The sequence below is a fragment of the Belliella pelovolcani genome, from assembly GCF_900156785.1.
Lineage (GTDB): Bacteria > Bacteroidota > Bacteroidia > Cytophagales > Cyclobacteriaceae > Belliella > Belliella pelovolcani.
The window spans coordinates 115,555-141,990 of the sequence record NZ_FTOP01000005.1 but is presented as its reverse complement, the minus strand read 5'-3'; the positions used below and the strand labels follow the sequence as shown (position 1 = coordinate 141,990).

The following is a 26,436-nucleotide window of genomic DNA, read 5'->3' as shown; positions in this document are numbered from 1 at the left end:
AGATAGAAATTCTAGAGCGGCAACCTGTATTCTAACAGAGAATTCCCCGACGAGGCAAAAATCCTATATTCATTTTGACTACTTGAATATTTGATATCTAAAGGAGTCTTTGTACTGATCGGAAGCGTATTGAGCATTTGCCCCGAAAGATCAAATAAATAGGTAAACTCTTGGGTCTTGTCAATAAGCACCAAAATCTGTCTCTCTAAGCCGAAAGAAAAAAGCTGCAACTCAACTTCCTCGGCTATTAGGTTATAAGAAAAAAGTGGTTTATACGCCGCATCCATAATCGTCACCTTATTAAATTCATGGACTGCAAAGACGTAGTTGTCTTCTTTCTGATCTCTAATCAGGTAAAACTTACTTTCTATATCTGGTCTAGGCAACTGATTACGATAGGCTATCTCTCCTTGGAAATTGACACTGATCACCTCACCATCCTCTGTGACTGTCACAATCCTACTGGAAACCGCATTTCCTCGTTCTAAAACAATGTAATCTGAACTAACTGCTGCTCCTAGATTAACTGGCGAATCCAGCATCACTTCTCCTCTCCTATTGAAGAAATACAAATCACCTCTCCTTGTAAGCGCGAGCATTTGATCCCCAACCCCTGCGACTCTTCTATGAGCAGGCTTCACAGCAAGGTTTGCACTGACAGTTTTGGGATCCCAAGCCTCTAAAGCATCGCCAGACTTATTGAAAAGAAAAAGCTCGGCTTGATCCGTGGCTATAAAAAATCTATAGTCTCTAGTATTGTCATAATCAACCACATTTAAATGGGTCAGCTTCCTGCCTGGCACCTCTAAAGGATAGCCATTGACCATATTACCAAGTCGGTCTACCAAATACAACCTATTCTCGGTAGCAAAGAGTATCTGGAGTTTGCCATTTTTGAAATAATCGATTTGATAAATATCTGATATGATGGGCGACTCTAATGGAAGTGTGAATACCAACTCACCTTCTCCTGTAATTAAATGAAACTGATTGAGCTCATCTTGCACCACAAATTCTGTACTGCCATCATTGAAATTCTCAATACTTTTGGGTCCGTAGGTCAATAAATAACTAAAATTGATGCTTCTATTCTCAGTCAAAGTGATCCCTTGTACAGCCTTGATGGGACCCATGGCGTACAATAAGTCAATCTTTGCTTGCAAATCCCGATCAGCATCTCGTACACTAAGGCCAAGAAGGTCAAAAGTCCTTAACTGAGGCCCATACTTTTCAAAAAACACCTTCCAATTTGGAGAACTTACATCTAGCAGCGCATTCCAAACTCTCGGTATATTCAAGACAAAACTAAATCCTGAGTCTGTATCCAAGCTCTCAACAAATCGTTTTTGTTGAAGGCTTTTCCCCCAAGTATTGTCCGCCTTATAATCATCCAAAAACACTTTTATAGATTTACTACTGTTCGCAAAAACCAAATACTCTCCCAAACTTGTGATGTAGGTATCCTCAAAACCTATAAACTTCCCATCCATCAAGTGCGCTGGAAACTCCTCTGTACTGATCACAAAAATCTCCTGATCTTGATAAAAATCCGTTGGCAAACTCTCGTTGCCTACATTTTCTGTTGAAAGCACAAATGTCTTCAATAAGTCAAGCTGCGCATCTACCTCTGCCGTCTTTAATAACAACACTTTATCTTGTGGTTGATTCGCTGGGGTTTCCATCATGATTAGAAAAGCATTCCCTGTTAACTTCCTCAAGAAATCTTGCTCAATGAGTTTCTTTTCAATTTCTCCTCTATAAGTGCTCTTTGCCTGAAAATTCAGATTCTTTAGCTCTCCAAATTGGGCGGGAGTCCTGAAATTATATCGAAACAAAGCTGAGGTTCTATTCGGAATCAGGTTTGCAGAAACTTTAAAATCTCCTGTTCCTTTGGAGAAATCAGGTCTTGCATCCTTTTTGAAAAAAGTTTTTCCTTCCAAATGAAACTTCCCTTCTGCAAATTTCAACTCAAAATTCCCAGACATCTGATTGACTGCAAACTGACGAACCAAATCGAGTTGCTCATTTCGACTAATACCTGTTAGTAATTTTGAAAGGCCTTCACTAGTCAACCTAAACACCCCTAAGCCCTGAGGAGATTCCAATGATTTCAATAACTCAGGATGTGCTGTCTTGAAATTTGGCACACTTGAATTCTGATGTAATCGAATCGCTTCTTCTACCAAAAAAGAAGAATAACTTGCCACCAATACATTATTGATCTTGGCATAACTCAGATTACGTTCCAGATTGACACTTTGAAACTCGTAGATAGGGATTTGACTGTAATTCCTTGTGTTGATTTGAGACAATTCTGGAAGATTATCTTCTAGGGACTGTATAAAAGAACGGTCAGCCTTGGACGCAAAAGAAAGCGTAAACAAAAAGTCAAATTCCTCCTTACCAACACTGTGAAGAGAAACTACCATCTGGTTTCCTTTGAGCGAGCGATCCAAATTACCAGATCTACCTACAAGGCTATCTAAGCCTAAAAGCTGTGATTCAGCTTGCTTTACAGATGGTAATTCAGAAATCCTTTCCCAAACTGGCTGAGTCACCAATTGATTCCAAGCCATCACGGGTTCCTTGGTCTCAAATACAAAAATTGCATCTGCAGCTACTAGTTCTAGTGCATTTATTCTTCCTTTCCAATAACTACTATTATAAAAGAAGTATCCTGCCACTGCAAGGGAAATTACAAGTAAAAAGATCAGGGCTTTTTTGACAATCTGCACGCTTATTTGGGTGAAAGGTTCTGAGAGTACTTTTAGGAAACGAATTCAAAATACTAATTATTCTTGTGAAGCTAATTCAAAAAATTAGAAACCTAAAAATCCCGATGGTTTGTCGGGATTTTTAGGTTTCTCAAAGTGTTCTTATTTGTTGGTGATTTTGTCCAACACAGTCATTACTTCTTTCACGTGGCCTCTAGACACTTCTAGGAGTGCTTTTTCTTCTTCATTTAGATCTAGTTCGATCACTTTTTCGATGCCATTTTTGCCCAAAATCACTGGTACACCTAAGTAGCAGTCATCGATTCCGTACTCACCATCTAGCTTGATACATACTGGGAATACTCTTTTTTGGTTCTTTAAGATCGCTTCTACCATTTGTGCAGCTGCAGAACCAGGTGCATACCACGCTGAAGTTCCCATCAACTTCACCAATTCACCACCACCGAACTTCGTTCTTTCGATGATTGCATCTAGGGTATCTTTGTCGATCAATTCTGTCACTGGAATACCGGCTACAGTAGTATATCTTGGAAGTGGCACCATAGTATCACCATGTCCACCCATTAGAATTGCTTGGATTTCCTTTGGAGAAATATTCAATTCCTCGGCGATAAATGCTCTATATCTAGCAGTATCTAAGATTCCAGCCATTCCCATTACTTTGGTTCTTGGCAATTTTGATGTAATGTGAGCTTGGTAAGTCATTACATCTAGTGGATTGGATACCACGATGATGATTGCATCTGGAGAATGTTTGATCACATTTTCAGTCACAGACTTTACGATACCTGCGTTGGTTTCGATCAAATCATCTCTAGTCATCCCTGGTTTTCTTGGAAGACCTGATGTGATCACTACTACATCAGAATTAGCGGTCTTTGAGTAGTCATTGGTGCTTCCTACAGTTCTGCTATCATATTGATTGATTGGAGCTTTTTGCCAGATATCTAGGGCTTTGCCTTCGGCCACGCCTTCTTTGATATCTACCAATACGATCTCTTCAGCAATCTCTCTGTATGCCAATACATCAGCACAGGTTGCTCCTACATTCCCAGCTCCAACTACGGTTACTTTTGCCATGATTTATATGTTTGTATTTAAGTTTAAATGATTTTTCTCAAAAGTGTCGCTAAGTTATTAAACAAAGCACATTTTATAAAGCCACTGCTTGGAATACTTCAAAAATGAAAAAAATGTTTTGCTAATCGGTATAGATAAGCAATTGATGGTAAATGTCAAGGAAGCTGCCTAGACCATACGTTGTCGTCGCCTGTCTAGTTATTGTTCATGGTCAAACATCTGCGCCAAATTGAAAAAGCCAAAGGAATTCTGATAGGACTTGAAGAGCTTTTGATTATTCTGATTGTAAAATTCAGAAAGTGAAGTCATCATCTTAGCTTTGATTTTTGGGTGTGCTTCAAATATTTCCTGAACCGAAAAATGCGGTATCACCATCAATTCAGCTTCCTCCGAATCTACAATAGCAGTATAAATCCGCTTGGTATTCTCCAAAAGTGAATTCTCCCCAAACGCTCCGCCTTTTCCAACTTCCAGTATTGTCTCAAAGCTTTCTTTGATATCAACAGTCAATCTGATAGCTCCTCTTCTTACTACATATAATGCTTGACTTGGATCATTTCTAAAAAACACCACCTCGTCCTTTTGATACTTTCTATTATGAATGGTAGGTAAAAACCTAGCCATCTCCCCATGCTTCAGTCGCTCAAAAAACTTAACCTGAGAAAGAAAGTCAAATACTGCGTGCTCGGATGCAGTGAAGGTTTTAGAAAATGGATTTATCATAACTTATCTTTTTTTGAAATACAGGATAGCCTTTGTATTTACGTCTACTTTGAATAATTCACTCACTCTATACCCGATCACCCACACAATTTCATCTCCGGAACACAATACTCTAACTCCTTTTTTATGAATGACGGGGACTTTCAGGTCGATCAGCAGGTCTGAAACTTTTTTATATTGCTTCATCCCCAAAGGCACCAATCTATCCCCAATTTGCCAATTCCTGACTGAAAGAGGAAATTCTAGCTTATCCAAATCCAGCATGGCATTGTCTGTACTCTTGTCTAACTCTGATGGAGCTTGCAGATGCAAGATATCATATTTCGCGGTATTGAGCACCAAGGAAATTGCGGTCTTATCAATCTTGATTTCAGGTTGAGAAAAATCCTGCTCACCCAAGATCAAATACGCTCGATCTACATTGAGAACATACTTTCCTGAAAAAAACACCTTCCCAGATTCACCTTGATCCAAAACAGCAAATACCTCTTCCACTTCAGCCATCCCAAACCCACTATCTCTCAGCCAATAATACAGCATAGAGTGCTTACCTGGAAGATTGTCTAATGCTTTGATGGGTAGATATTGGAAGCCCCCTTCTTCCACGACATGCTCAAGCCGCCATAGTGTGTAAAGGTGAAAAAATGCTTTGCCTGTATCTTTGATCCTTTGAAAACTCCCTTCTAAAGTAGTCACCGCATCTGGGAATACCGATTGAATCAGTGGAAATACTTCGTTTCTAATGAAATTTCGTTTGTAGATATTCTTTTCGTTGCTGCTATCGATTCGCCAAGGAAGTCTTTGACTGACCATATAGTCTTGCAAATCTGATTTCTTGAAAGGCAACAATGGCCTAATCAAGTAATCTCTTTTTTCAGCCATGCCATACATACCTTCTATACCCGTACCTCTGAGTAAGTTGAGGAAAATGGTCTCCAATTGATCCTCGAGATGGTGCGCTACGACTACCCCTGCATAAGTTTTAGTCTCCAAAATACTTTCAAACCAAGCGTATCTCAACTCTCTTGCAATCATCTGAATCGACTTACCAGTCTGATCAAATACTCCTGGAGTTGCCTTTTGAGAATAAATAGAAACCTTCCACAAGTCAGCCATTTCTTTTACAAAAGCTTCATCTTCATCACTCTCTGCTCCTCTCAAACCAAAATTATAATGAACCAATGCAAACTTGACACCAGCTGCCTTGAGTAAATGCCCGAGACATGTACTATCTAAACCACCACTGATTGCCAATAAATAGCGTTTTTCTAAATCAAAAAGATTTTTTGTGCGTATATGCTGGATAAAATGTTCAACCATAGACCAAAAATATCATTTTTGCTTAATTTTGTTGCCGACTCTCGAATCAAATGATCAAAAAGAAACTCTTTCCCTCCATATTTTTCTTATTCCTATCCTTTTTGGCACTAGCCCAAAATGACAATCTCTTGGAAATCAGAAAAGCTGATCGACTGGTCGGCAGCGGAGGATTCCAAAGATTGCTTGGTAATGCAGTGATGAAACACCAAAACTCTTTGATCTATTGTGACTCAGCGCATTTTTTTGAAACAGAAAACAAAGCCAAACTATTCGGTAACGTGAGAATAGTAGATCAAAAAGACCCTGTCACCACTAGAAGTAGGTATGCAGAGTATGATGGCAACACCAAGATCGCCAAGCTCAGAACCAACGTAGTTTTCAAAAATGAATCCACCACACTCTATACTGAGTTTTTGGATTACAACAGAGAGACAGGCGTGGCCAATTACTTCAATGACGGAAAAGTCGTAGACTCCACCAATGTGCTGACGAGCAAAAATGGTGTCTATGAGACCGCCATAGAAAAAATCACCTTTACAGATGATGTGATTCTAGTAAACCCAGATTATACGCTGAAAACCAATTTCCTGATCTACAGAACAATCCCGAAAACTGCCGAGACGGTAGGCCTTACCAATGTGGTTTCAGCAGAAGGAAATAGATTGAATGCGCAAAAGGGAAGCTATTATGATACTGAGAATAAAATTTTCAGATTCTATGAAGGCGATGTTGAAACAGAGACTTCATGGGTCTATGCCGACAATCTGTATTACGACGAAAATCAACTTTATTACGAAGGAAGGGGAGATGTAGCCGTTTATAACAAGGAGCGAGATATAGAGATTTTTGGAGAAGAAGGTAAGTACTGGGAAGACAGGAAATACTCTAAAGTATATGGGAATGCCTTAGTCAAGAAGTATTTTGAGCAAGATACCATGTATATGATTGCCGACACTTTGATTTCTCAGGATAGTGAGGATGAAGCTGAGCGATTCTTGCAGGCCTTTCACAATGTCCGCATGATCAAATCAGAACTGGCAGGCAGATCAGATTCTCTGGCTTATATCTATTCAGACTCGACCATTCACTTGTACAATGACCCCGTGATCTGGAACGACAAAACACAAATTACAGCCGATAGCATCAGGTTTTTGATTGCCAATGAAGAAATCGAGAAAGTCTTTCTTACCCAAAAAGCATTCTCCGTAAGTAAGGACACCTTAGGCAACTTCAATCAACTAAAAGGTAGAAAAATGGTAGGCTTATTCAGTGAATCTCAAATCCAAAGACTCGATGTCACAGGCAATGGAGAGTCATTGTATTTTGATTTGCTCAATGATAGCACATTACGGGGTGTCAATAAAAATATTTGTGCCAACATCATCATGTTTTTTAAAGAAGGAAATGTGAGCAAGATCAACTACTTGGTCAAACCTGAAGGTCAATTCACTCCTCCCCATATGCTCAAGGAAGATCAGAAAATCTTGGATGGATTCAAATGGAGGGAAGACGAAAAACCGAACATGGAAATCATCAGAGCATGGAGAAATCCAATCAATAGAAGAAAAAATCAAGAAAATTTATTCGATATTCCTGAGGTAGAAATTCCACTCCCAACTGATGAAGAAATACAAATTTTAATAGATGAACGGGTTAAATCCGGGGGTTAAAATAAATTAAAAGCACCCTGTTATTTTTATAAATCCGTGAAAACGTAGAAGCGCAAAAAAAATTTTATAAAAGGTTAACAAAAATTAACCACTAAATCTTTTTAACCTGAAACCAATTAGGTATTTTTATACGTATTAGTATAAGTAAATCAGATAATTAGTCGGGCTTATTGAATAAAAACTCTACATGAAATCCTTTCTTTTGATATGTGCATGTTTGATCTTGCTTTTTCCGTATGATTCGGAAGCGCAGGTGCGCGTATTATCAGAAAACATAGAGTTCAACGGCAAAATTGGAACAGCCCAAAGAAAATCCCTCATCATTCAAAACGAAAGCAATTCCAGCAAGGATTACAACTTGAGGTTTCTAAGAGGAAATATTGGTACTTCCCAAAATATCAAAATCTGTATTGGTGACAATTGCTTTGACCCGAGAAAAGATCTTGCAAAAGTGCGTCTAAGTTTGAAACCTGGCGAAATTGTGACAGACCTGTATCTTGAATTTGACTTTGGGATAGTAGAGACAAAAGGAAACTTTGAATTGCATTTCATCAATCCTGAAAATAACAGGGATTTATTTGTAATTGACGCCATTTATAATGTCTCCAATCCAGCCAAAGATGCAGACCAGACTGACCACAAAGACATTTCTATAGGCAGTGTGTACCCTAACCCAAGCAATCGTATAGCCCAAATCGATTATAATTTCAAAAATCCGAATGCCAATGCCAAAATCAGTATCAATAGCTTTATTGGAAATCCAATTGCTGAATACAGATTAGACCCAAGACAAAGAACATTAGTCATGAATGTAGAAGACCTGAGGCCGGGCGTTTACTTTTATACATTATTTGTAGACAATAAAAATATAGTCACCAAGAAACTCGTTGTCGAATAAAGCTCCCCACTTAGCCTATCATACTAAGTTTGATACAAATTAATATTCCCCTATATTTGCACCTTGAAAATTATGAAAAAATCCCTCTTTTATATATTCACGCTTTCTTTGATCCTATCCATTAGCGCTTGTGGCAAGTTTTACAAACTTGAAAAAAGTACTAATTGGGAAGAATTGTATGATGCTGCCAACAGCTATTATGAAAAAGGTGAATACAATAAAGCCATTATCTTATATGACAGAGTATTGCCTGTAATCAGAGGTAGTGAAAGGGCTGAATTAGCGGATTTCAATTATGCTTACAGTCATTTCCGAACCAAAAGATACATAGAAGCAGCGGGTTATTTCAATACATTCTACCAAACATACAGTAGAAGTCCGATGGCTGAAGAAGCCATGTTTATGAACGCCTACTCCTTGTACTTAGATGCTCCTGACTTCAATCTAGATCAGAAAAGTAGCAGAGACGCAGTCAATGCCATTCAAATTTTCATCAATAAATTCCCGGAATCAGACTCTTACGAGAGAGCTATGGGAATGATCGATGACCTCCAAAGGAGATTTGAAGAAAAAGCCTATCAAGAATCTATGATGTATCATCGATTGACAGAAGGGCTTTTCCCAGGTGAGTTTTATAAAGCTTGCATCATCAATTTCCAAAACTTTGCTAAAAACTATCCGGATAGCAAGCATAACGAGGAGTTATCCTTTAGACTCGTCGAAGTAGCTTACAATTATGCTGAGCGAAGTGTCTTCGATAAAAAAGAAGATAGACTTAAAGATTCTGCGCGATTTGCAGAGCAATTCAAGAGAAAATACCCTCAGAGCAAATACCTTGGACAAGTAGAAACCTACGCGATCAAGACAACCAAGGAATATGACAACTTCATAGTTATGAAGAAAGATTATGAAGAGCGCTTGGCTAAACTAAAAGCCGAACAAGAAGCCAATAAAGCCATCTCGCCTGAAGGTGAGGCGGTAAGAACAATTCCAATTACTGAAAACAATAATTAATCAAAGATATGGCAATCAATCCATCCATCATCACCAGAGATTTGGACAAAGTCGCTGAGCCGACTGGTAACATCTACGAATCTATCCACATCATCGGACAGAGAGCAAAGCAAATTTCTTCTACACAAAAAGAAGAGTTGAACAGCAAACTATCAGAATTTGCTTCTACTGTGGATAACTTGGAAGAAGTTTTCGAAAACAAAGAGCAAATCGAAATCTCTAAGTTCTACGAAAGAATGCCAAAACCATCTACTTTGGCAATGGAAGAATTCATGGAAGGAAAGGTTTATTCCCGTCATCCAGAAACTGACATTGAAGGATAATGAAACTACAGGGTAAGCGAATCCTTTTGGGTGTGACTGGCAGTATTGCTGCTTATAAATCTGCCCATTTGACACGTTTACTGATCAAAGAAGGAGCAGAGGTACAGGTGATCGCCAGTGCCTCTGCTCTTGATTTTATTACCCCGCTTACATTAGCCACCCTTTCCAAAAATCCCGTCTATCATCAGTTTTACAAAAATGAAACTGGTGAATGGAACAACCATGTGGAACTGGGACTTTGGGCGGATTTATTTTTAGTAGCTCCTATCTCTGCCAACACCTTGGCTAAATTCGCCAATGGGATATGTGATAACTTACTCACAGCAACCTACCTTTCAGCTAGGTGCCCCGTCATGGTGGCCCCAGCGATGGATCTAGATATGTATCAGCACCCTAGTGTAAGGGAAAACCTCAAGAAAATCAGTCAATACGGTAACATCATCCTAGATGCAGAAGCTGGAGAACTAGCTTCTGGACTTTCAGGACAAGGAAGAATGATGGAACCCGAGCTTATATTGGAAGAAGTTCTCCTTCACTTTGCAAGCACGCAAGACTTCACAGGAAAAAAAATACTGCTCACCTCTGGCCCTACCCAAGAAGCCATTGATCCAGTAAGATTCATCAGCAATCACTCTAGTGGTAAAATGGGAGCTGCACTTGCAGAGGAGTTTGCCAAGAGAGGTGCCGAAGTACATTTGGTTCTTGGCAAGGGTGCTATGCAACCAACTCACCCCCAAATCAAAATCTATTCTGTAGTCAGTGCGCAAGAGATGTATGAAACCTCCAAGTTAATCCATCCGAAAGTTGACATTGCTATTTTTGCCGCAGCTGTAGCCGACTATGCTCCGAAAAATGTAGCATCTCAGAAAATCAAAAAAGCTGGTGAGTCTATGACCATTGAATTGATCAAAAATGTAGACATCGCCCAGAGTCTGGCTGCACTCAAAAATTCACATCAAATCCATGTAGGCTTTGCTTTAGAAACAGAAAATGAAGCTGTAAATGCTCAGGAAAAACTCGCTAAAAAGAATTTCGATTTGATCGTGCTCAATTCCATGAAAGAATCAGGCGCGGGATTTCAGCATGACACCAATAAAGTGACTATTTTTGATCAAAATGGAGCCGTGGAAAATTCAGAAGTATTGCCTAAGACTGACATTGCTAAGCTAATCTTAATGGCTATCAAAAAACTCCAAAAAACCGTTTGATTTTTTTACCTTTAATGAAATGAATTTCATCCTTCCATGAAAAAAGTTATTTCAGCATTCACCCTCATCCTCCTCCCGCTGATCGGTTTCAGTCAAGAATTGAATTTCCAAGTGATCATCAACTCTGACAGAGCACGAACTCAAGAGAAGGAAGTTTTTGAGAATATGAAAAACACATTTGAACAGTTTCTCAACGGTAGAAATTGGACAAATGAGGAATTTAAACCCATGGAGCGTATCAAGGGCAATATGTTGATTACCATCAATGACATGCCCCAAGTAGGACTATACAATGCAACCGTTCAGGTACAAGTAGTGCGCCCTATCTATGGTACAAACTACGAGTCTATGGTTTTCAATTTCATTGATCGTAACTGGTCATTCGAATTCATTCAGAATCAGCCATTAGAATTCAATCGTTTTTCATTTTTGAACAACATCTCCTCACTCCTAGCTTACTATGCCTACATGGCTTTGGGTTTAGATTATGATTCTTTCTCTTTGAGAGGAGGAGATCCTTATTTTGAGATTGCCAATGCCATAGTCAATAATGCGCAACAATCCCAAAGACCAGGATGGAATCAAAACCCTAGCGATAGGAGAAATAGGTACTGGCTGATCAATGACATCTATACTTCATCAGTCTTTGCTCCCATCAGAGAAGCGCTATACCTCTATCATAGAAAAGGCATGGACCTACTCAATAGAGATCCAGAAGAAGCTTTCAAAAATATGCTTGAAGCGATCCGAAAGGTAGAAGATGCCAATACAGCACAACCAAACGGAATTTTCACCATTTCTTTTATGGATGCCAAAGGAGACGAGATCAGCAAAATCTTCAAAAAAGCACCGCTAGAGATCAGGACCGAGGCTGTGGAACTACTTCTCAAAGTAGACCCCAACAACGCCAGAAAGTACAATGACCTGCTCAAAGGTTAAGATCATTTTCTTAGATTTGTCTGATTCAATAAAGACCAACTTCTATGCTCAAATCCCTTAGCATTAACAATTATGCCTTGATCCAAAGCTTGGAAATGAAGCCTTGTTCCTCACTCAATATGATCACAGGGGAAACTGGCGCAGGGAAGTCCATCATGCTGGGGGCGGTGGGGTTGCTACTGGGAAATCGAGCCGACACCAAAGCCCTCTTCGATGAAGAGAAAAAATGTATCGTCGAAGGGGAATTCAACATCAAATCTTACGGCTTGCAGCAGTTTTTTGAAGCCGAAGACTTAGACTACGAGGAGAATTGCATCATCCGAAGAGAAATCAGCCCCAATGGCAAATCCCGGGCATTTATCAATGACACCCCTGTTAGGCTGGAAAACCTCAAAGAGCTAGGTAAAGCCTTGATGGATGTGCATTCGCAGCATGACAGCTTACAGCTAGGTGATGGTGGCTATCAATTGAACTTGATAGATGCATATGCTGGCACCCAAGTAGAACTTGCACAGTATCGCCAAGCATTCAAATCTCATCAGCAAGCCAAAAAGGCTTATGAAAAGCTCCTGCTAGAAGCACAAGACTTAAAAAAAGAAGCAGACTTCAATCAGTTTCAATTGGAGGAGCTCTCCAGCCTTGGCCTGCAAGCAGGAGAGCAAGAAGACTTAGAGTCTGAACAAGAAATATTGGAAAATGCTGAGGAAATCAAAAGCAAAATCCATGAAATCCTCCACCAACTGCAAGACGATCAGTTTGGCGGAATCAATATACTGAGCCAAGCCAATAGCGCTCTGCAACAACTAGGTAGACTTGCACAAAAATTTGATACTTATAGAGAGCGCTTCCAGACAGCCTTGATCGAACTCAAAGATATCGCTGAGGGACTTGAGGACGAAGACAGCAAAATAGAAGTTGACTTCGAAAAACTTGAAACTACCAGAGAGCGCCTCAGCAAAATCTACCAACTCCAACAAAAGCATGCCTTAGACTCAGTGGAAGCATTGATGGAGCTGGAGAAAACACTGGCCGATAAGGCCTTCCAATTAGATCACCTGGACGAGGAATTAGAACGACTCCGCACTACATCAGCGCAACTTTACCAAGAAGTATTGGCAGCAGGGAAGGTACTGAGTGCCAAGAGGCAATCTGCTTTTGATCCATTCGCCAAAGAGTTGAGTGGCCTTCTCCAGCAATTGGGCATGGAGAACGCCAGCATCGTATTATCTCAGCTGAGCAGCACACCTACTCCAAGCGGTATGGATCAGGTGGACTTACTATTCTCAGCAAATAAGGGAGTAAAACCCCAAGCCCTCAAGCAAGTCGCCTCAGGAGGAGAATTCTCAAGATTGATCTTCGCCATCAAATACATCATGGCGGACAAAATGGCCTTGCCTACGTTGATTTTTGACGAAATCGACACGGGAGTATCAGGAGAAGTAGCCTTGCAAATGGTACGTATGATGCAGGAAATTTCCCAAAATCACCAAGTCATCTGTATCAGCCACCTCCCTCAAGTAGCTGCCAAAGGAGAGCAACATTACTTTGTCTACAAAGACAATAGTACTGCGAGAACCATCTCCAAGGTAAAGCTGCTTACGGCAGAAGAAAGAATTCAAGAAATAGCCAAAATGATCGCTGGCGCCAATCCAAGCAATAGTGCGATCGAAAGTGCAAAGGATTTATTGAAAATCTAAGCATTGAATGAGGTCATAGAAATAGGGCTAGCAAGGCTAAATCCACGATGATCTAAATTTTTTCTGTATTTTTACCCATCAAAATTGAACTAAAACACATCTATACTATGCCTGAGAACTTACTAAAAGGAAAAGTCGGTATCATCACTGGAGCTTTGGACGAAAACTCAATCGCCTGGAAAACAGCCCTCAAAGCCAAAGAACAAGGCGCTAAGTTTGTCCTGACCAACGCTCCCATAGCCATGAGAATGGGTGCCATCAATGAGCTTGCACAAGAATGCAACACCATCGTCATTCCTGCTGATGCCACTTCTTTGGAAGACTTAGAAAAACTATATACCGAAGCCAAGGAATACTTGGGCGGGAATTTTGACTTTTTATTACACTCTATCGGGATGTCCCCTAATATCCGAAAAGGCAGATCTTATGGTGACCTAAATTATGATTGGGCCATGAAGTCTTATGATGTATCTGCTATTTCTTTTCATAAAATGATGCATGTAGCTGAGAAGATGGACATCATGAACGAATGGGGTTCTATCATGGGGCTATCTTATATCGCAGCACAGAGAGTATATCCTTTCTATACAGATATGGCAGATGCCAAGGCACTTTTGGAAAGCATCGCTAGAGGATACGGCTACAGATATGGTAAGCTGAAAAAAGTAAGAGTCAACACCATCTCTCAATCTCCAACCAAAACAACAGCTGGAACAGGAATTGGAGGCTTTGACACCTTCTACAACTTCGCTGACAAAATGTCTCCGCTGGGCAATGCCTCTGCCGAAGCTTGTGCTGATTACATCATCACCATGTTCTCCGATTTGACTAGATATGTGACCATGCAGAACCTATTCCATGATGGGGGTTACTCCTTCACTGGAATCTCTGAGGATTTGATGGAAGGATTGACAGGGGAGTGATAGAATTAGAAGAACTTGTCCGCCGTGGCGGATTGGAAGATTGGAAGATTGAAAAATTGAAATAACTTGTCCGCCGTGGCGGATTGCAAGATTGGATGATTGGGGAATTGTTGGAAGGTTGGAAAGTTGGAAAGTTGGAATAGCTTGTCCCGAGTATCGGGATTGGCCTGTGGAAGATTGGTAAGTCTGATTGAAAAATAAAATCTTGCCTTCTTCAAATTTTATTGCTTGGTACATCATACTTGATACAAAAACAATCCCCATCATTTTCTTGAATCTTATGTCTTGAGTCTCATATCTAACGTCTCACATCTATTTTAAAGTAACATGAAAAAAATACTAATCACCATACTTTCCGCCACTTTACTATTCTCTTGTGGTGGTGCAAATAAGGAAACTACAGAAGTCACCCTTGAAGCAGAAGCTGAAGAGCTTTCTAACTTGGAGAAAGAGCATCTCTTGGAGAAAGTAGCTTATGCCGACAGCGTCAATGCTGGCTTGATAGAAGATACATTCAAAGGCAGTGCTAGAAGAGAAGCTATTCGTTCCATTGGTGATGCTACTGTCACGATCAATTATGGTTCTCCAGGAAAAAGGGGACGTGTAATCTGGAATGGCTTGGTTTCTTATGATCAAGTATGGGTCAGTGGTTCGCACTGGGCCACAGCAGTGACATTCTCAGAAGATGTAGTTATCAATGATGTCGAAGTACCTGCTGGGATGTATGGATTCTTTACCATTCCTGGAAGAGAGGAATGGACATTGATTATCAATAAGCATTATGACCAGCATCTAGCAGACGAATATGATGAAGCAGATGATTTGGTAAGGGTAAGCGTCAAGCCAAACGATCTAGACAATGAAGTGCAGCGACTAACCTACGAAGTGGATAAAGTCTCAGACACTGAAGGTGCCATCTCCCTCAGCTGGGATCAGGTCAAAGTAAGTATGCCATTCAGCATCAAATAAATCAGAAAGCTGTCCGAAAGGGCAGCTTTTATTATTTAGGAAATAATTGTAAATTTCATCATGGACAAATTATTAAAATATACCTTGATTGAAAAAATCATGGCAACCGAAAATGAGATTATTTTAAATCAAATTAGAAATCTTCTTTTTGAAGATGAAATGGATTTTTGGAATTCCTTAGATGAGGATACCAAAGAGTCCATCAATAGGGGAGTAAATGATTATCAAGAAGGTAAAGTAAGAACTCATAGTATGGTGATGGAAGAGTTATATCAAAAATATAATCTTTCAAATTAACCGCATAAAAAACATCTAAAATAATATTCTATTTAACTTTACTTGACTAAAACCTTTTTTTAGATGGCTTTTTCTAGTTTGATAAATTGTGAAAATACATGATTAATTTCGAAAGATACTGTTTCGCCTAACCACCTTGTAGAAGTAGAAGCCCTACTTAAACTCGACCTCAAAAATTCCTACTAAACTTGCTTTTTATAGTATTAATCTTTACGTTTATAACAGTAGCTTCATTTATTCTGGATAATCTAAGAAATACTTCCGATTTGTGCCCAATCCTAGTCAATAAACAAGTCTTTCTATTCTAAGCCTTATAAGCAATCGTACTTTGAGAGAGTTAGATTTAACAGAAATACCTGCAACTGTGGAGAAAGTGAAGATCCAGAGCTAGTTTGATGTTTTTGGATACTAACTACTGACGGTCAGCTTATTTGTAAATTCTAAATTATATATCGGCTTATGAAAATCAATTTCATTACTACATGCTTAATACTCACATTTTTCTCCACCAATTGCTTTGCACAGTATAAACTTCAGAAAACTAGCGAGTTTCAAATCAATTCTTTGAGTTCAGTAGAGATTGTGGATTATGATCCTGTGTATAAGCGGTATTTGGGATATGAAAATGAAAGCAAGGGTTTTGTTGTATTGATTCTTGATGACAAAGGGAACATCCTCCAGAAAAAAAATCTGATGGGACAGGGCCCTGGTCAATTTAATTCAGCAATGAATGCCCTAGGATATTCTGATAAAAAAGACATTTGGGTAATCACGCCAAACCAATTGCTTACTTTCGATAAAAACTTGAATTTCAAAACCGCTGTTAAATATGTCAATAGCAATGCATTTTTTACATATAGATTAGCTGAATCTCCAATATTTTTTTACAAGGATAAGTCCAAGAATGAACTTGTCTTTGGAACCTACCCTTCAAATACCGCTAGATTTACAAGTGTAAAAGACTTAAGATCTCAACATTTGATGGAACTCCATGACTTATCTAATAACCAAAATTATTTTCTTGTCCCGATAAGAAACAGGCCAATATCTAAAGACTTAGACAATTCTATCAAGTCCTTATATAGACCTGTATTCACACAGGATAAAGAAAAAAACAAATTGTATATCACTGCTTCTCTAGATAATGAAATAACTATAATAGACCTACTCACAGGTAATTCCATATCAAAAATTAACATCAACCATGGAGATTTTGGGAGTTTCAAAAAATTACCCATATCTATCAAAACCTTACCTAGCTACCCTCCTCATACGTTAGCTTCTTTGAATTTGAAAATCATAAAGCTAGATGGAGGACTTATTATCTTGAACTATGTCAAAGAAATTCCATACGGGACTTTTGAGAAAAAAATCACTGAAGATCCATTTTATCACCATTTCAAAGACCCAAATTATCATCGCATCATCATCTTTGACGAAGAGAAACAGCTCAGCAAAGACCTAGAAATCCCACATGGACAAATCAAAATAGCCATGCCCAATAATTCCATCCTGGTAAAGTTGATCAATCCAGATGAAGAAGAGGATTTTGTGAGGTATGGGGTTTATCAGATTACAAAATGAATGCAAATAATAAAAAGGCAGAAATCCCGGATGCTTTAAAATGATCGGAATATCATAACAATCATTAAAACAATTAAAATTATGATAAATTTAGAAAAATTGGGGCTTTCTACAGGAGAAATGCTCCAGAGAAGTCAGTTGGCAACAATTGTAGGTAGTGGATCAGCTTCTTTGGATAATGCTGGATCATGCGAAATTAGATGTAATGAAAGCTGGCAACGCTCTATGACTGTAAATGATTGTACCTTAAGTACACGTAGATTTTACTGCCCAGACGAAGAAAATGTAACCTGCAACTGTGGAGAAAGCGAAGATCCAGAGCTACTTTGATATTTATATAAGCTGACTGTTGACGGTCAGCTTATTTGTAAATTCTAAATGATATATCGGCTTATGAAAATCAATTTCATTACTACATGCTTAATGCTGACATTTTTCTCCACCTATTCCTTTGCTCAGTATAAACTTCGGAAAACTAGCGAGTTTCAAATCAATTCTTTGAGTTCAGTAGAGATTGTGGATTATGATCCAATCAAAAAGCAATATATAGCTTTTGAAAGGGGTAGTAAAGACTTCGTTGTAATTTTATTAGATCAAAAGGGAACCATATTAAAGAGAAAAGAACTTCAAGGCCAAGGACCAGGTCAGGTCAATACAGCAATGAATTTTTTGGGATTCGGTGAAGGTGGTAATATTTGGGTGATCACTACCCATCAACTTCTAATTTACGATAGAAATTTAGAATTCAAAGAAAGTAAGAAATTTGCACTAAGGAATCCATTTCTCACTTTTTTCAATTCTCCCGCACCCGTTTACTTTTACAAAGGAAATGGAAAAGAGAATTTAGTATTTGCCACTTACCCTTCGAGAACAGCAAGATTTATGAGTGTAAAAAGCTTCGATAATCAGAGTTTGATTGAGCTGTTTGATATGAAATCTGGAAAAGAGTATTATTTAGCTCCAATTTCTGAAAGACCAATATACAAGCATCTAGATATTTCCATAAAAGCCATGTATAACCCGATCTTTACAATGAATAAAAAGAAAGATCAGCTTTTAGTGACTTCAACTTTTGATGATGAAATAACTGTCATTGACTTACAGACCTCAAAAACAATATCAAAAATAAAGATAAACCATGGGGAGTTCGGCAGTTTTAAGAAATCCCCCATTTCTCGGGAAAATTTATCAAATGCTGGGTTCTATTCCCTCGCATCTCAAAATTCAGCTTTGTTTCAACTAGACGGAGGATTAATCGTTTTGGACTATTTCAAGGAAATACCAAAGAACATCTTTGAAGCAAAAATAAAGGAAGACCAATATTATAGACCTTCTAAAGACCCAAATTATCATCGCATCATCATCTTTGACGAAGAGAAACAGCTCAGTAAAGACCTAGAAATCCCACATGGACAAATCAAAATAGCCATGCCCAATAATTCCATCCTGGTAAAGTTGATCAATCCAGATGAAGAAGAGGATTTTGTGCGGTATGGGGTTTATCAGATTACGAAATGAAGAGTGGTATAAAGAAATATGCAGAGTGGAAAATTTGATCCAGCTTTTTTAATGAAAGCAAAGAAGATGTAACTACTTATAGGATTGACTCGATCAATTGAACTTATGTAAAATTAATATACAATAATTAAATTATAAAAAAAATAACGTGAATAATGTATAAATCATATACTATCAACATTATAATTGCCATTGTCAGTATTTATTCTTCGATTGTTGGTTGCTCTGCCCCTATTGAATATGAATTGACTTCCTATACTGTTCCTTCGCAATCTGATGATATTATAAATATTTCTGATTTATCAGAATGGTCTAAAGAATTACAACTAGAAACAAGTGAAAACTCTTTACTATCAACAGTTCGTGATGTCAAATTATATGAAAGCCACCTATTTGTAGCGGACATAAACAAAATTTTAATTTTTGACCTTGGAGGAAAACTAGTTGATAAGATTTCAAATCAAGGGGATGGACCTGGTGAGTACAATGGTATAGTAACATTTGCAATAGACCCTAAATCAGGAAATATATATATCGCTTCTGATAGTCGAATATTGATTTATGATAAATTTTTCAATTTCAAAAAAGAGGTCAAGCTATCGCATGGAACAGACTATATTCATTTCAGCGAAGGAAATTTATACATGTTTTTAAAAACCTACAGTAACAAAATTGAAGATGGGTTTACAAACGAAGCATTCTTGAGAAAGGCCTCTTCGGATTTGGAAATAGAGTTTACAATTCCTGTAAAGTCAGTCTTTCTAAAAGAAGAAATGGTGGGGAATTACCAATATATGCATTACATCTCAGAGAATAAAGATGGGACATTTCTCTATTTCCCTGTCTTAACAAGAGAAAATCTACTACGAGATACGGTATATCAAATAGTCGAAAAAGATCTACAGCCAGTCATAAAATTAAACTTTGAAAAAAAACAAGTTATTGATGATGATGGATTTAAGGAATTACAAATATTAAACATATTGAACTCAAATTCATACCTAATTTGTGAATATGACCAGGAACGTCAAAGAAGGTTATTTATTCAAAATAAGGTAAGCGGTGAGAGTTTTGTAGCCAAAAATGGAATCTTAGATTCTAAAAAGGATCCTGTCATTCTAAGACCATTAGACTTAAAAAACGATTTATTCTTTTATATCAAAACAGCAAAATTCTCTAATAGATCAAAGGAGGAACTTAACCCTATAATTGGTATTGTCAAACTGAGGTAATAATACCCTATTTGTTTAAATTTTAAAACAACATGGATCACTTTAAGTCTAAATTTCTGCTTATATCCATTCTTCTATACTCTTGCGGGCAAAAAAGCACCTTTGACTCTCCTCAGGTATTTTATTATCAATTAGATACTGTGAAAATTGACTCCAAAAATGAAATATTAGATTTATGGGGATTTGCTTCATTTTCTGATTTAGATCTTGACGGGAGGACAATTTTTTCTTACAACTCTTTTAATCATTCCTTAGATCAAATAGATCTTGAAAAGCTTGAGTTTAAAAAAAGAATTGGTTTTGAAAAAGAAGGACCAAATGGAACTGGCGAAATTTTCGTGGGTTTCAATGTGTTAAAAGATAATCGCTTTTTTATCAAATCATATGTAGAATCTGGGATTTTTGATAATTCTGGAAACTTAATTCAAAGAATAGATTGGAGAAAATCAATTAATTCAAATGGAGAAGTCTATCGAGAATATCCAAGGAGACAAATCATAGCAGAAGCGGAAGATTTACTTGTTTTTGGTCTTTCTTACGATTATGAAAATGTTGAAATTAATCTTGATGTCTTGTCTGTAGAAGAAAATAAAGTAAACCGTTTAGGCCTCAATTCAAAAAAATCTTATGGCGATTTGAGCATTAGAAGTGCTCGGTCTGGAAATATTGTAGATCCTAGTATAGAGTTTCAAAATCAAAATAATAAGATTATTGTTAGTTATGAATTTTCTAACGAGATCGTATATTATGACTTAAAAGAAAAAGCTTTGAAATTTGTAGACTACAACCCTACTCTTACTCCCAAAAGAGTAAATCCTCCAAATATTAGGGTTGGATCTCTTGAAGAAATAATAAAGGAGGTAAAACATTTCTACGAACAAGTGAAATTTTATAAGCCCGTATGGGATCCTGAATCTAAGCAGTATTATCGATTATCCACGAAAACAATCTATGCAGAGGAAGGTACAGAAAAGTCAACGGAAACTTATGGTGAAGTCCAAGAAATAAAAGTATTTCTAAGTGTTTTTGATACCGAATTCAATTTTCTTATGGAACGTGAAATCAAGGAATTGTCAGAATTTGACAATGATTATTTCATGAAAGACGGAAAGCTTTGGTTATTCATCAATCTAGAAGATGAGTTTGGGTTTGTCAGGTTAAGTTTGAGTAAATAAAGAAATGTTGGAATATGAATATACAAATAAACAGAAGTTTAATTTTCACTTTACTCTTAATAGCCTCTACTGTATTTTCATGTAGCAAGAAGGTATCTGATGACTCATATAGTGAGAAAGGATTTAGTTTAGTAAAGGTTGATTCCTTTAAGGTCAACCATGAAAATAGAATTCGGATACTTGATTTTGAAGAGGATAAGGGCGTTTTTTTGGGTTATGATGTTATTAGAGAAGAGTTTCTATTGCTTGATAAAGCTGGAGAAATATCAGAAAATATCAAAAGAGTGGGTGAAGGACCTGACGAGTATAAGTCTAATATAATTGCCGCGTCATTTGATCGAGATAAGTCGGGTTACTATTTGTTGAGTTCTCAAGAGTTCATCCACTATAATGAATCATGGAGTGTCATTGACAGGACTATTTTTTCTTCTTATTACACAGTCAATCTTTATACTGGCCCTCGTACTAATGTGCCTTATTTTACAAAAGAAGGAGATTCAGGAATTCAATTTTTTTGTAGTTTTTTCCCAAATATTGGAGTCCATAGATTTGACCCCAAAGAAAATCTGAGGGAAAAGAAACTCATAGAATATTATGATACCAATTCAAATGAGATCAATTGGGCTTTGAATTTAGATCTAGACTTCTTTGGTCAGGCTGAACTAGAGCAACAATACCTTAGTCCTATTCAATTTTTTCATCTCGATCAAAATGAAAACTTACTGTATTTGACTTTCAGGAATAGTAATTTGCTTGGAATCTATGATCTCAATGATGATTTCAAATTGCTTAGAAAAATTGAATTGAATCATGCTTCATTTTTAAAAACGAATCAAGCTCGGAATGTCTCTCTCAGTAAACTTGGAAATGGACATCTCTTGTTACTTTACTATACCGGAAAATCAGAAGGAGATATACAAATAGAAACAGAGAAAAACCCTAGCTACCTAGCATATCAAGATCCAAGTTCTTATCAATTGATGATTATTGACATCGAGGGTGAAAAAACAACAGAAATTCCATTTCCAAAAGACATGGAGCCGCATTCGGAAATTTTAACCATTGGAAAGGCTTCAATTTTATTTAGAAATCAAGAAAGTGTTGAGGTTGAGCAGGATTTTTCTAAGTACTCGGTTTTTGAACTTAGTCAATAAAAGGCCGTTTTATTCATCCTAATGCTCCAAAACCCAATGAAAGGTTTGAAGAGCTTTTTACTAAAAAAATATGAATGAGAAGATATAAACCATATAATCAATTTCAAATACACTACTAGGTTTTACTGCTGATAGGCTGCAATCAAAGCACTACAGATGATTTATGGCGTATTGCAGTTGATCCTAAAAATGTCCATGAAGTGAGATTGTCTGATGTCACTGAGGAAGTCAATTTGATTGCTTTAGAAACTCAACACCATACAACACCAAGCCATTCGCTGGCACTTTGCCACAAAAGGGACTTTGATCTTGACTTTGAAAAGCTTCTAGAATATCATTTTCGGTGATTTCTCCACGGCCTATACCCAAAAGACTCCCCATCATCAGTCTGACCTGATGCATCAGAAAGCCTTTTCCTTTTACCCTGTAGCAATATCTGCACGCTTCAGAACCATCTGCCAAAATCAATGAATCTTCCAAAATCTCAGATTCAAATATCTCACGACGGTAATTATCCGACTGCTTTTGTTTGGCGCAGAATCTTCTGAAATCATGCGCTCCTATGAAAAGTCTAGCACTTGATTTCATCCGTGCTATATCGACATTTCCTTGAAAAAAAGTAAGACTGCCTGCTGCAAAGGGATGAAACTTCTCCCCTACTGCAAAATAATACCTGTATTCCTTAGCCGTCACATCCTGGATGATATTGAAGTCTAAAGATACCCGCTGCCCTTCGAGCAATCTGATATCATCTGGCAAATTTTCATTGACTTGAGTGATAAATGATTCCAGTTCGATCTCAGTCATATTGAACAACTCAAATGCACCTCGGTGGCAGGAAACTCCCGAATCTGTCCTACCCGCACTCAAAATATTGAACTCCTCATGCCCTAGCACATATTTGATCACTCGCTCAAGCCTTCCCTGAATAGTCTTCAATCCCGGCTGCCTTTGCCAGCCATGATAGCGCAGACCTAAATATTGAATATAAAAAAGGTAGGTGAAGGGTTTGTTTTGCATGAAATTGAATTGAATGAAAGCTTAAAAATAGGGAAGTGTAAATGGAATACAAAAGTAGCAATTCAATGAAAAAAAGCTTTCCCAAAGTTTTAAAACTTTGCGAAAGCTAGCTGTAATTATTCATGACAATGATAGCAATCAAAGATTCTCCGCCAACCAATCCCCTACTTCGGAGGTCTTGTAGGCTTTGGCACCTTCGGCGATATCTTCGGTTACGATTCCTTCTGCCAAGGATTTATTGACTACATCAGAAATGGCTTGGGCTTCGGCTTTCATGTCAAAAGCGTATTCAAACATCATTGCTGCTGAAAGCACCGTAGCCAATGGATTCGCGATGTCTTTGCCTGCTGCTTGTGGATAGGAACCGTGAATAGGTTCAAACAGCTTGTTTTCTGTACCAACTGAAGCTGAAGGCATCAAACCCATAGAGCCTGAAATCACAGAAGCTTCGTCAGTTAAAATATCTCCAAAAAGATTCTCTGTAATCAATACATCATAAGCTTTTGGCCATTGGATTAAGCGCATAGCTACTGCATCTACAAACTCATATTCTACTTTGACATCAGGGTACTCTGGAGCAAGTTCTTGTACAGTCTCTCTCCACAATCTAGAAGTAGCCAATACATTAGCCTTATCTACACAAGTCAACAATTTTCTTCTCTTCTGCGCAGCTTCGAAACCCATCCGAGCCAATCTCGTGATTTCTTCTTTGGTGTAGACATTGGTATCAAATGCTTTGGTCCCTTGCTCATTTCTTCCTCTTGGTTCACCAAAATAGATCCCTCCTGTCAGTTCTCTAAAGAAAACAAAATCTACACCCTCCACTCTTTCAAGTTTCAAGGGAGATTTGTGAATCAGTGATGGAAAAGTGAAAGTTGGACGTACATTGGCAAAAAGCCCCAATTTTTTTCTCATCTCCAAGAGACCTTGCTCTGGCCTCACTTTAGCTTTGGGATCATTGTCATACTTAGGATCTCCGATAGCTCCAAAAAGCACCGCATCTGCTCTTAAGCAAACTTCATGCGTAGTATCTGGATAGGGATTGCCTGTTTGATCGATTGCAGCCGCACCCACAGGAGCTTCTTCAAAATTGATCGTATGGCCAAACTTCTTTCCAACAGCTCTGACCACTTTTACAGCCTGAGCGATTACTTCAGGTCCTATGCCATCACCTGGCAGAAGCGCTATATTCATTTCCATAGAAATTCTCTTTGTTTTGTTCTGGGTTTTGATTTTTCAGCTCCTTGAGATTTACTCGATCAGGAGCGCTATGACTCATTTTATCTATAATATTCAACATTTTCTCAGTAGCCATCATTGCTGCTACTGTCTGATCCGAATCCAAACCTTTGGTTTTGAAAATTTTTCCATAATCCCAAGTAATGACTGTTTCTACAAATGCATCTGTCTTTCCCCCAGGAGGAATAGAGACATGGTAATCGGTCAATTTAGGAAGCTGGAGTCCTTGAGATCTATAAATTTTAACCAATGCGCGCATGAAAGCATCATACTGACCATCTCCGGAAGAATGCTCTTCATAAGGTTTCCCATGTATACTCATCTTCAATTGCACGGTAGGTTTCAGACCTTTGGAGTGAGTCATGTGATATCCTTCGATAAAGATATTCTTCGAAATCGAATTGTTTTGCAATACATCAGAAATGATATAGGGTAGATCCTCTGTAGTCACACGCTCCTTTTTATCTCCAAGCTCGATGATTTTTTCAGTTACTTTAGTCAATTCATCTGGTTCTAAGGATATTCCAAGCTCCTGAAGATTCTTGAGGATATTGGCTTTTCCTGAAGTTTTGCCAAGAGCATATTTTCGCTGACGACCAAATCGCTCTGGAAGCAGGTCATTGAAGTAAAGGTTCCTTTTGTTATCTCCATCAGCATGAATCCCTGCAGTCTGGGTGAATACATTCTCTCCAACCACAGGTTTATTGGCAGGAATATGCTGACCAGAAAACTGCTCTACCAATTTACTCACCCTGAAAATCTTGTTCTCGTTGAGCCCAATTCGATAATCTGTAAAGTCCTTCAAGACGGCAATTACTGACTCCAAGGGGGCATTTCCAGCACGCTCTCCAAGTCCATTGACAGTGGTATGAATGCCTGCAATTCCATTATAAATGGCCTCCAGCACATTCGCCACTGAGAGATCATAGTCATTGTGCGCATGAAAATCAAAATGACAGTCCGGAAATTCGGTTGTAATCAATTTGACAAAGTGGGTAACCTCTCTAGGATGGAGTAGACCAAGCGTATCTGGGAGCATGATTCTTCTCACAGAGATTTCGTTGAGAAAAGCGATCAATTCCATCGTATAATCCATAGAATTGCGCATACCATTACTCCAGTCTTCTAGGTAAACATTGACTGTTATGCCTTTACTTTTCGCATAATTGACACAGCTACGGATATCCTCAAAATGCTGTTCAGGTGTTTTTCTGAGTTGATGGGTGAGGTGGTTGAGCGAGCCTTTGGTCAAGAGGTTCATGACTTTGGCTCCAGCTTCTACCAACCAGTCTACCGAAGCTGGCGTATCGACAAAACCAAGCACCTCTACTTTGTCTAAATACCCCCTCTCTCCTGCCCACTGGGTAATCTTCTGCACACCCTCAAGCTCTCCCTTGGAGACACGTGCAGAAGCCACTTCAATACGATCCACCTTCAATTCCTCCAAGAGTAACTTGGCTATTTGGAGTTTTTCAGAAGGTAGAAATGACACCCCCGAGGTCTGTTCGCCATCCCTCAGTGTGGTATCCATGATTTCTATTTTTCTGTGCGTACCCATGTGATTTTAGATTGTAGCGTAAGGATTTAAGATTTTGGAAGGATGAAGGATGAAGTTTTGGTATTTGATGTGTTATTGGAAAAACGATATCAATTTGATTTACAGGATCTTCAAGTTCAACCCTTTCAGGGTTGGTGCTTGATGATGTCATCTTAATCGC

At 38.3% G+C, this 26,436-nt stretch carries 23 protein-coding genes; 16 read left to right on the top strand and 7 right to left on the bottom strand.

Annotated elements, in window-relative coordinates:
- Nucleotides 1–11: 11 nt before the first annotated feature.
- The 4 genes from BW935_RS07625 to tilS form a co-directional block, all read right to left on the bottom strand.
- Nucleotides 12–2,735 (bottom strand): hypothetical protein, encoded by a 2,724-nt coding sequence (locus tag BW935_RS07625; RefSeq protein WP_139325517.1) that lies wholly within the window; start codon nt 2,733–2,735, stop codon nt 12–14.
- A gap of 141 nt (nt 2,736–2,876) precedes the next feature.
- Nucleotides 2,877–3,815 (bottom strand): malate dehydrogenase, encoded by a 939-nt coding sequence (gene mdh / locus BW935_RS07620; RefSeq protein ID WP_076500179.1) that lies wholly within the window; start codon nt 3,813–3,815, stop codon nt 2,877–2,879.
- Nucleotides 3,816–4,013: 198 nt separating this feature from the next.
- The gene (locus BW935_RS07615) at nt 4,014–4,538 is read right to left on the bottom strand and encodes a Crp/Fnr family transcriptional regulator (RefSeq protein ID WP_076500177.1); all 525 of its coding nucleotides are present in this window, start codon (nt 4,536–4,538) and stop codon (nt 4,014–4,016) included.
- Between the two features lie 3 nt (nt 4,539–4,541).
- Complete coding sequence (gene tilS / locus BW935_RS07610) at nt 4,542–5,858, bottom strand: tRNA lysidine(34) synthetase TilS (RefSeq protein WP_076500175.1); 1,317 nt, start codon at nt 5,856–5,858, stop codon at nt 4,542–4,544.
- Between the two features lie 50 nt (nt 5,859–5,908).
- Here tilS and BW935_RS07605 point away from each other — a divergent pair, with 50 nt between their 5' ends.
- From BW935_RS07605 to BW935_RS07525, 16 genes are all read left to right on the top strand, one after another.
- Entirely contained in the window at nt 5,909–7,528 is a 1,620-nt protein-coding gene (locus BW935_RS07605) for an OstA-like protein (protein ID WP_076500173.1), read from the top strand.
- Between the two features lie 187 nt (nt 7,529–7,715).
- Nucleotides 7,716–8,426, top strand: coding sequence for a T9SS type A sorting domain-containing protein (locus tag BW935_RS07600; protein ID WP_076500171.1), 711 nt, complete (start codon nt 7,716–7,718; stop codon nt 8,424–8,426).
- A 72-nt stretch (nt 8,427–8,498) separates the two neighbouring features.
- A complete protein-coding gene (locus BW935_RS07595; protein WP_076500169.1) occupies nt 8,499–9,440 on the top strand; it encodes an outer membrane protein assembly factor BamD in 942 nt (313 codons plus the stop codon).
- An 8-nt stretch (nt 9,441–9,448) separates the two neighbouring features.
- A complete protein-coding gene (locus BW935_RS07590) occupies nt 9,449–9,763 on the top strand; it encodes a DNA-directed RNA polymerase subunit omega (RefSeq protein WP_076500167.1) in 315 nt (104 codons plus the stop codon).
- A complete protein-coding gene (gene coaBC, locus BW935_RS07585) occupies nt 9,763–10,971 on the top strand; it encodes a bifunctional phosphopantothenoylcysteine decarboxylase/phosphopantothenate--cysteine ligase CoaBC (RefSeq protein WP_076500165.1) in 1,209 nt (402 codons plus the stop codon). The genes BW935_RS07590 and coaBC overlap by 1 nt, the downstream gene beginning before the upstream one ends.
- A gap of 36 nt (nt 10,972–11,007) precedes the next feature.
- Complete coding sequence (porD, locus tag BW935_RS07580) at nt 11,008–11,910, top strand: type IX secretion system protein PorD (RefSeq protein ID WP_076500162.1); 903 nt, start codon at nt 11,008–11,010, stop codon at nt 11,908–11,910.
- A 44-nt stretch (nt 11,911–11,954) separates the two neighbouring features.
- Nucleotides 11,955–13,607, top strand: coding sequence for a DNA repair protein RecN (recN, locus tag BW935_RS07575; RefSeq protein ID WP_076500160.1), 1,653 nt, complete (start codon nt 11,955–11,957; stop codon nt 13,605–13,607).
- 107 nt (nt 13,608–13,714) lie between these two features.
- Nucleotides 13,715–14,530: an enoyl-ACP reductase FabI gene (locus BW935_RS07570; RefSeq protein ID WP_076500158.1), complete on the top strand. Its 816-nt coding sequence runs from the start codon at nt 13,715–13,717 to the stop codon at nt 14,528–14,530.
- A gap of 327 nt (nt 14,531–14,857) precedes the next feature.
- On the top strand, nt 14,858–15,499 hold the full coding sequence (locus tag BW935_RS07560; RefSeq protein ID WP_076500154.1) for a DUF2911 domain-containing protein: 642 nt from the start codon (nt 14,858–14,860) through the stop codon (nt 15,497–15,499).
- Between the two features lie 60 nt (nt 15,500–15,559).
- Nucleotides 15,560–15,796, top strand: coding sequence for a hypothetical protein (locus tag BW935_RS07555; protein WP_076500152.1), 237 nt, complete (start codon nt 15,560–15,562; stop codon nt 15,794–15,796).
- A 459-nt stretch (nt 15,797–16,255) separates the two neighbouring features.
- The gene (locus BW935_RS07550) at nt 16,256–17,380 is read left to right on the top strand and encodes a hypothetical protein (RefSeq protein WP_076500150.1); all 1,125 of its coding nucleotides are present in this window, start codon (nt 16,256–16,258) and stop codon (nt 17,378–17,380) included.
- An 81-nt stretch (nt 17,381–17,461) separates the two neighbouring features.
- Nucleotides 17,462–17,710 (top strand): hypothetical protein, encoded by a 249-nt coding sequence (locus BW935_RS07545; RefSeq protein ID WP_076500149.1) that lies wholly within the window; start codon nt 17,462–17,464, stop codon nt 17,708–17,710.
- 63 nt (nt 17,711–17,773) lie between these two features.
- On the top strand, nt 17,774–18,898 hold the full coding sequence (locus BW935_RS07540; protein ID WP_076500147.1) for a hypothetical protein: 1,125 nt from the start codon (nt 17,774–17,776) through the stop codon (nt 18,896–18,898).
- A 155-nt stretch (nt 18,899–19,053) separates the two neighbouring features.
- On the top strand, nt 19,054–20,130 hold the full coding sequence (locus tag BW935_RS07535; RefSeq protein WP_076500145.1) for a 6-bladed beta-propeller: 1,077 nt from the start codon (nt 19,054–19,056) through the stop codon (nt 20,128–20,130).
- A gap of 32 nt (nt 20,131–20,162) precedes the next feature.
- Nucleotides 20,163–21,305, top strand: a complete 1,143-nt coding sequence (locus tag BW935_RS07530) for a DUF4221 family protein (protein ID WP_076500143.1) — start codon at nt 20,163–20,165, stop codon at nt 21,303–21,305.
- A 14-nt stretch (nt 21,306–21,319) separates the two neighbouring features.
- A complete protein-coding gene (locus tag BW935_RS07525) occupies nt 21,320–22,459 on the top strand; it encodes a hypothetical protein (RefSeq protein ID WP_076500141.1) in 1,140 nt (379 codons plus the stop codon).
- A 228-nt stretch (nt 22,460–22,687) separates the two neighbouring features.
- On the opposite strand, the gene truA is transcribed toward BW935_RS07525, so the two are convergent.
- From truA to BW935_RS07510, 3 genes are all read right to left on the bottom strand, one after another.
- On the bottom strand, nt 22,688–23,479 hold the full coding sequence (truA, locus tag BW935_RS07520) for a tRNA pseudouridine(38-40) synthase TruA (RefSeq protein ID WP_076500139.1): 792 nt from the start codon (nt 23,477–23,479) through the stop codon (nt 22,688–22,690).
- A gap of 138 nt (nt 23,480–23,617) precedes the next feature.
- Nucleotides 23,618–24,679, bottom strand: a complete 1,062-nt coding sequence (leuB, locus tag BW935_RS07515) for a 3-isopropylmalate dehydrogenase (protein WP_076500137.1) — start codon at nt 24,677–24,679, stop codon at nt 23,618–23,620.
- Nucleotides 24,648–26,276, bottom strand: coding sequence for an alpha-isopropylmalate synthase regulatory domain-containing protein (locus BW935_RS07510; protein WP_076500135.1), 1,629 nt, complete (start codon nt 26,274–26,276; stop codon nt 24,648–24,650). The genes leuB and BW935_RS07510 overlap by 32 nt, the downstream gene beginning before the upstream one ends.
- Nucleotides 26,277–26,436 lie beyond the last annotated feature (160 nt).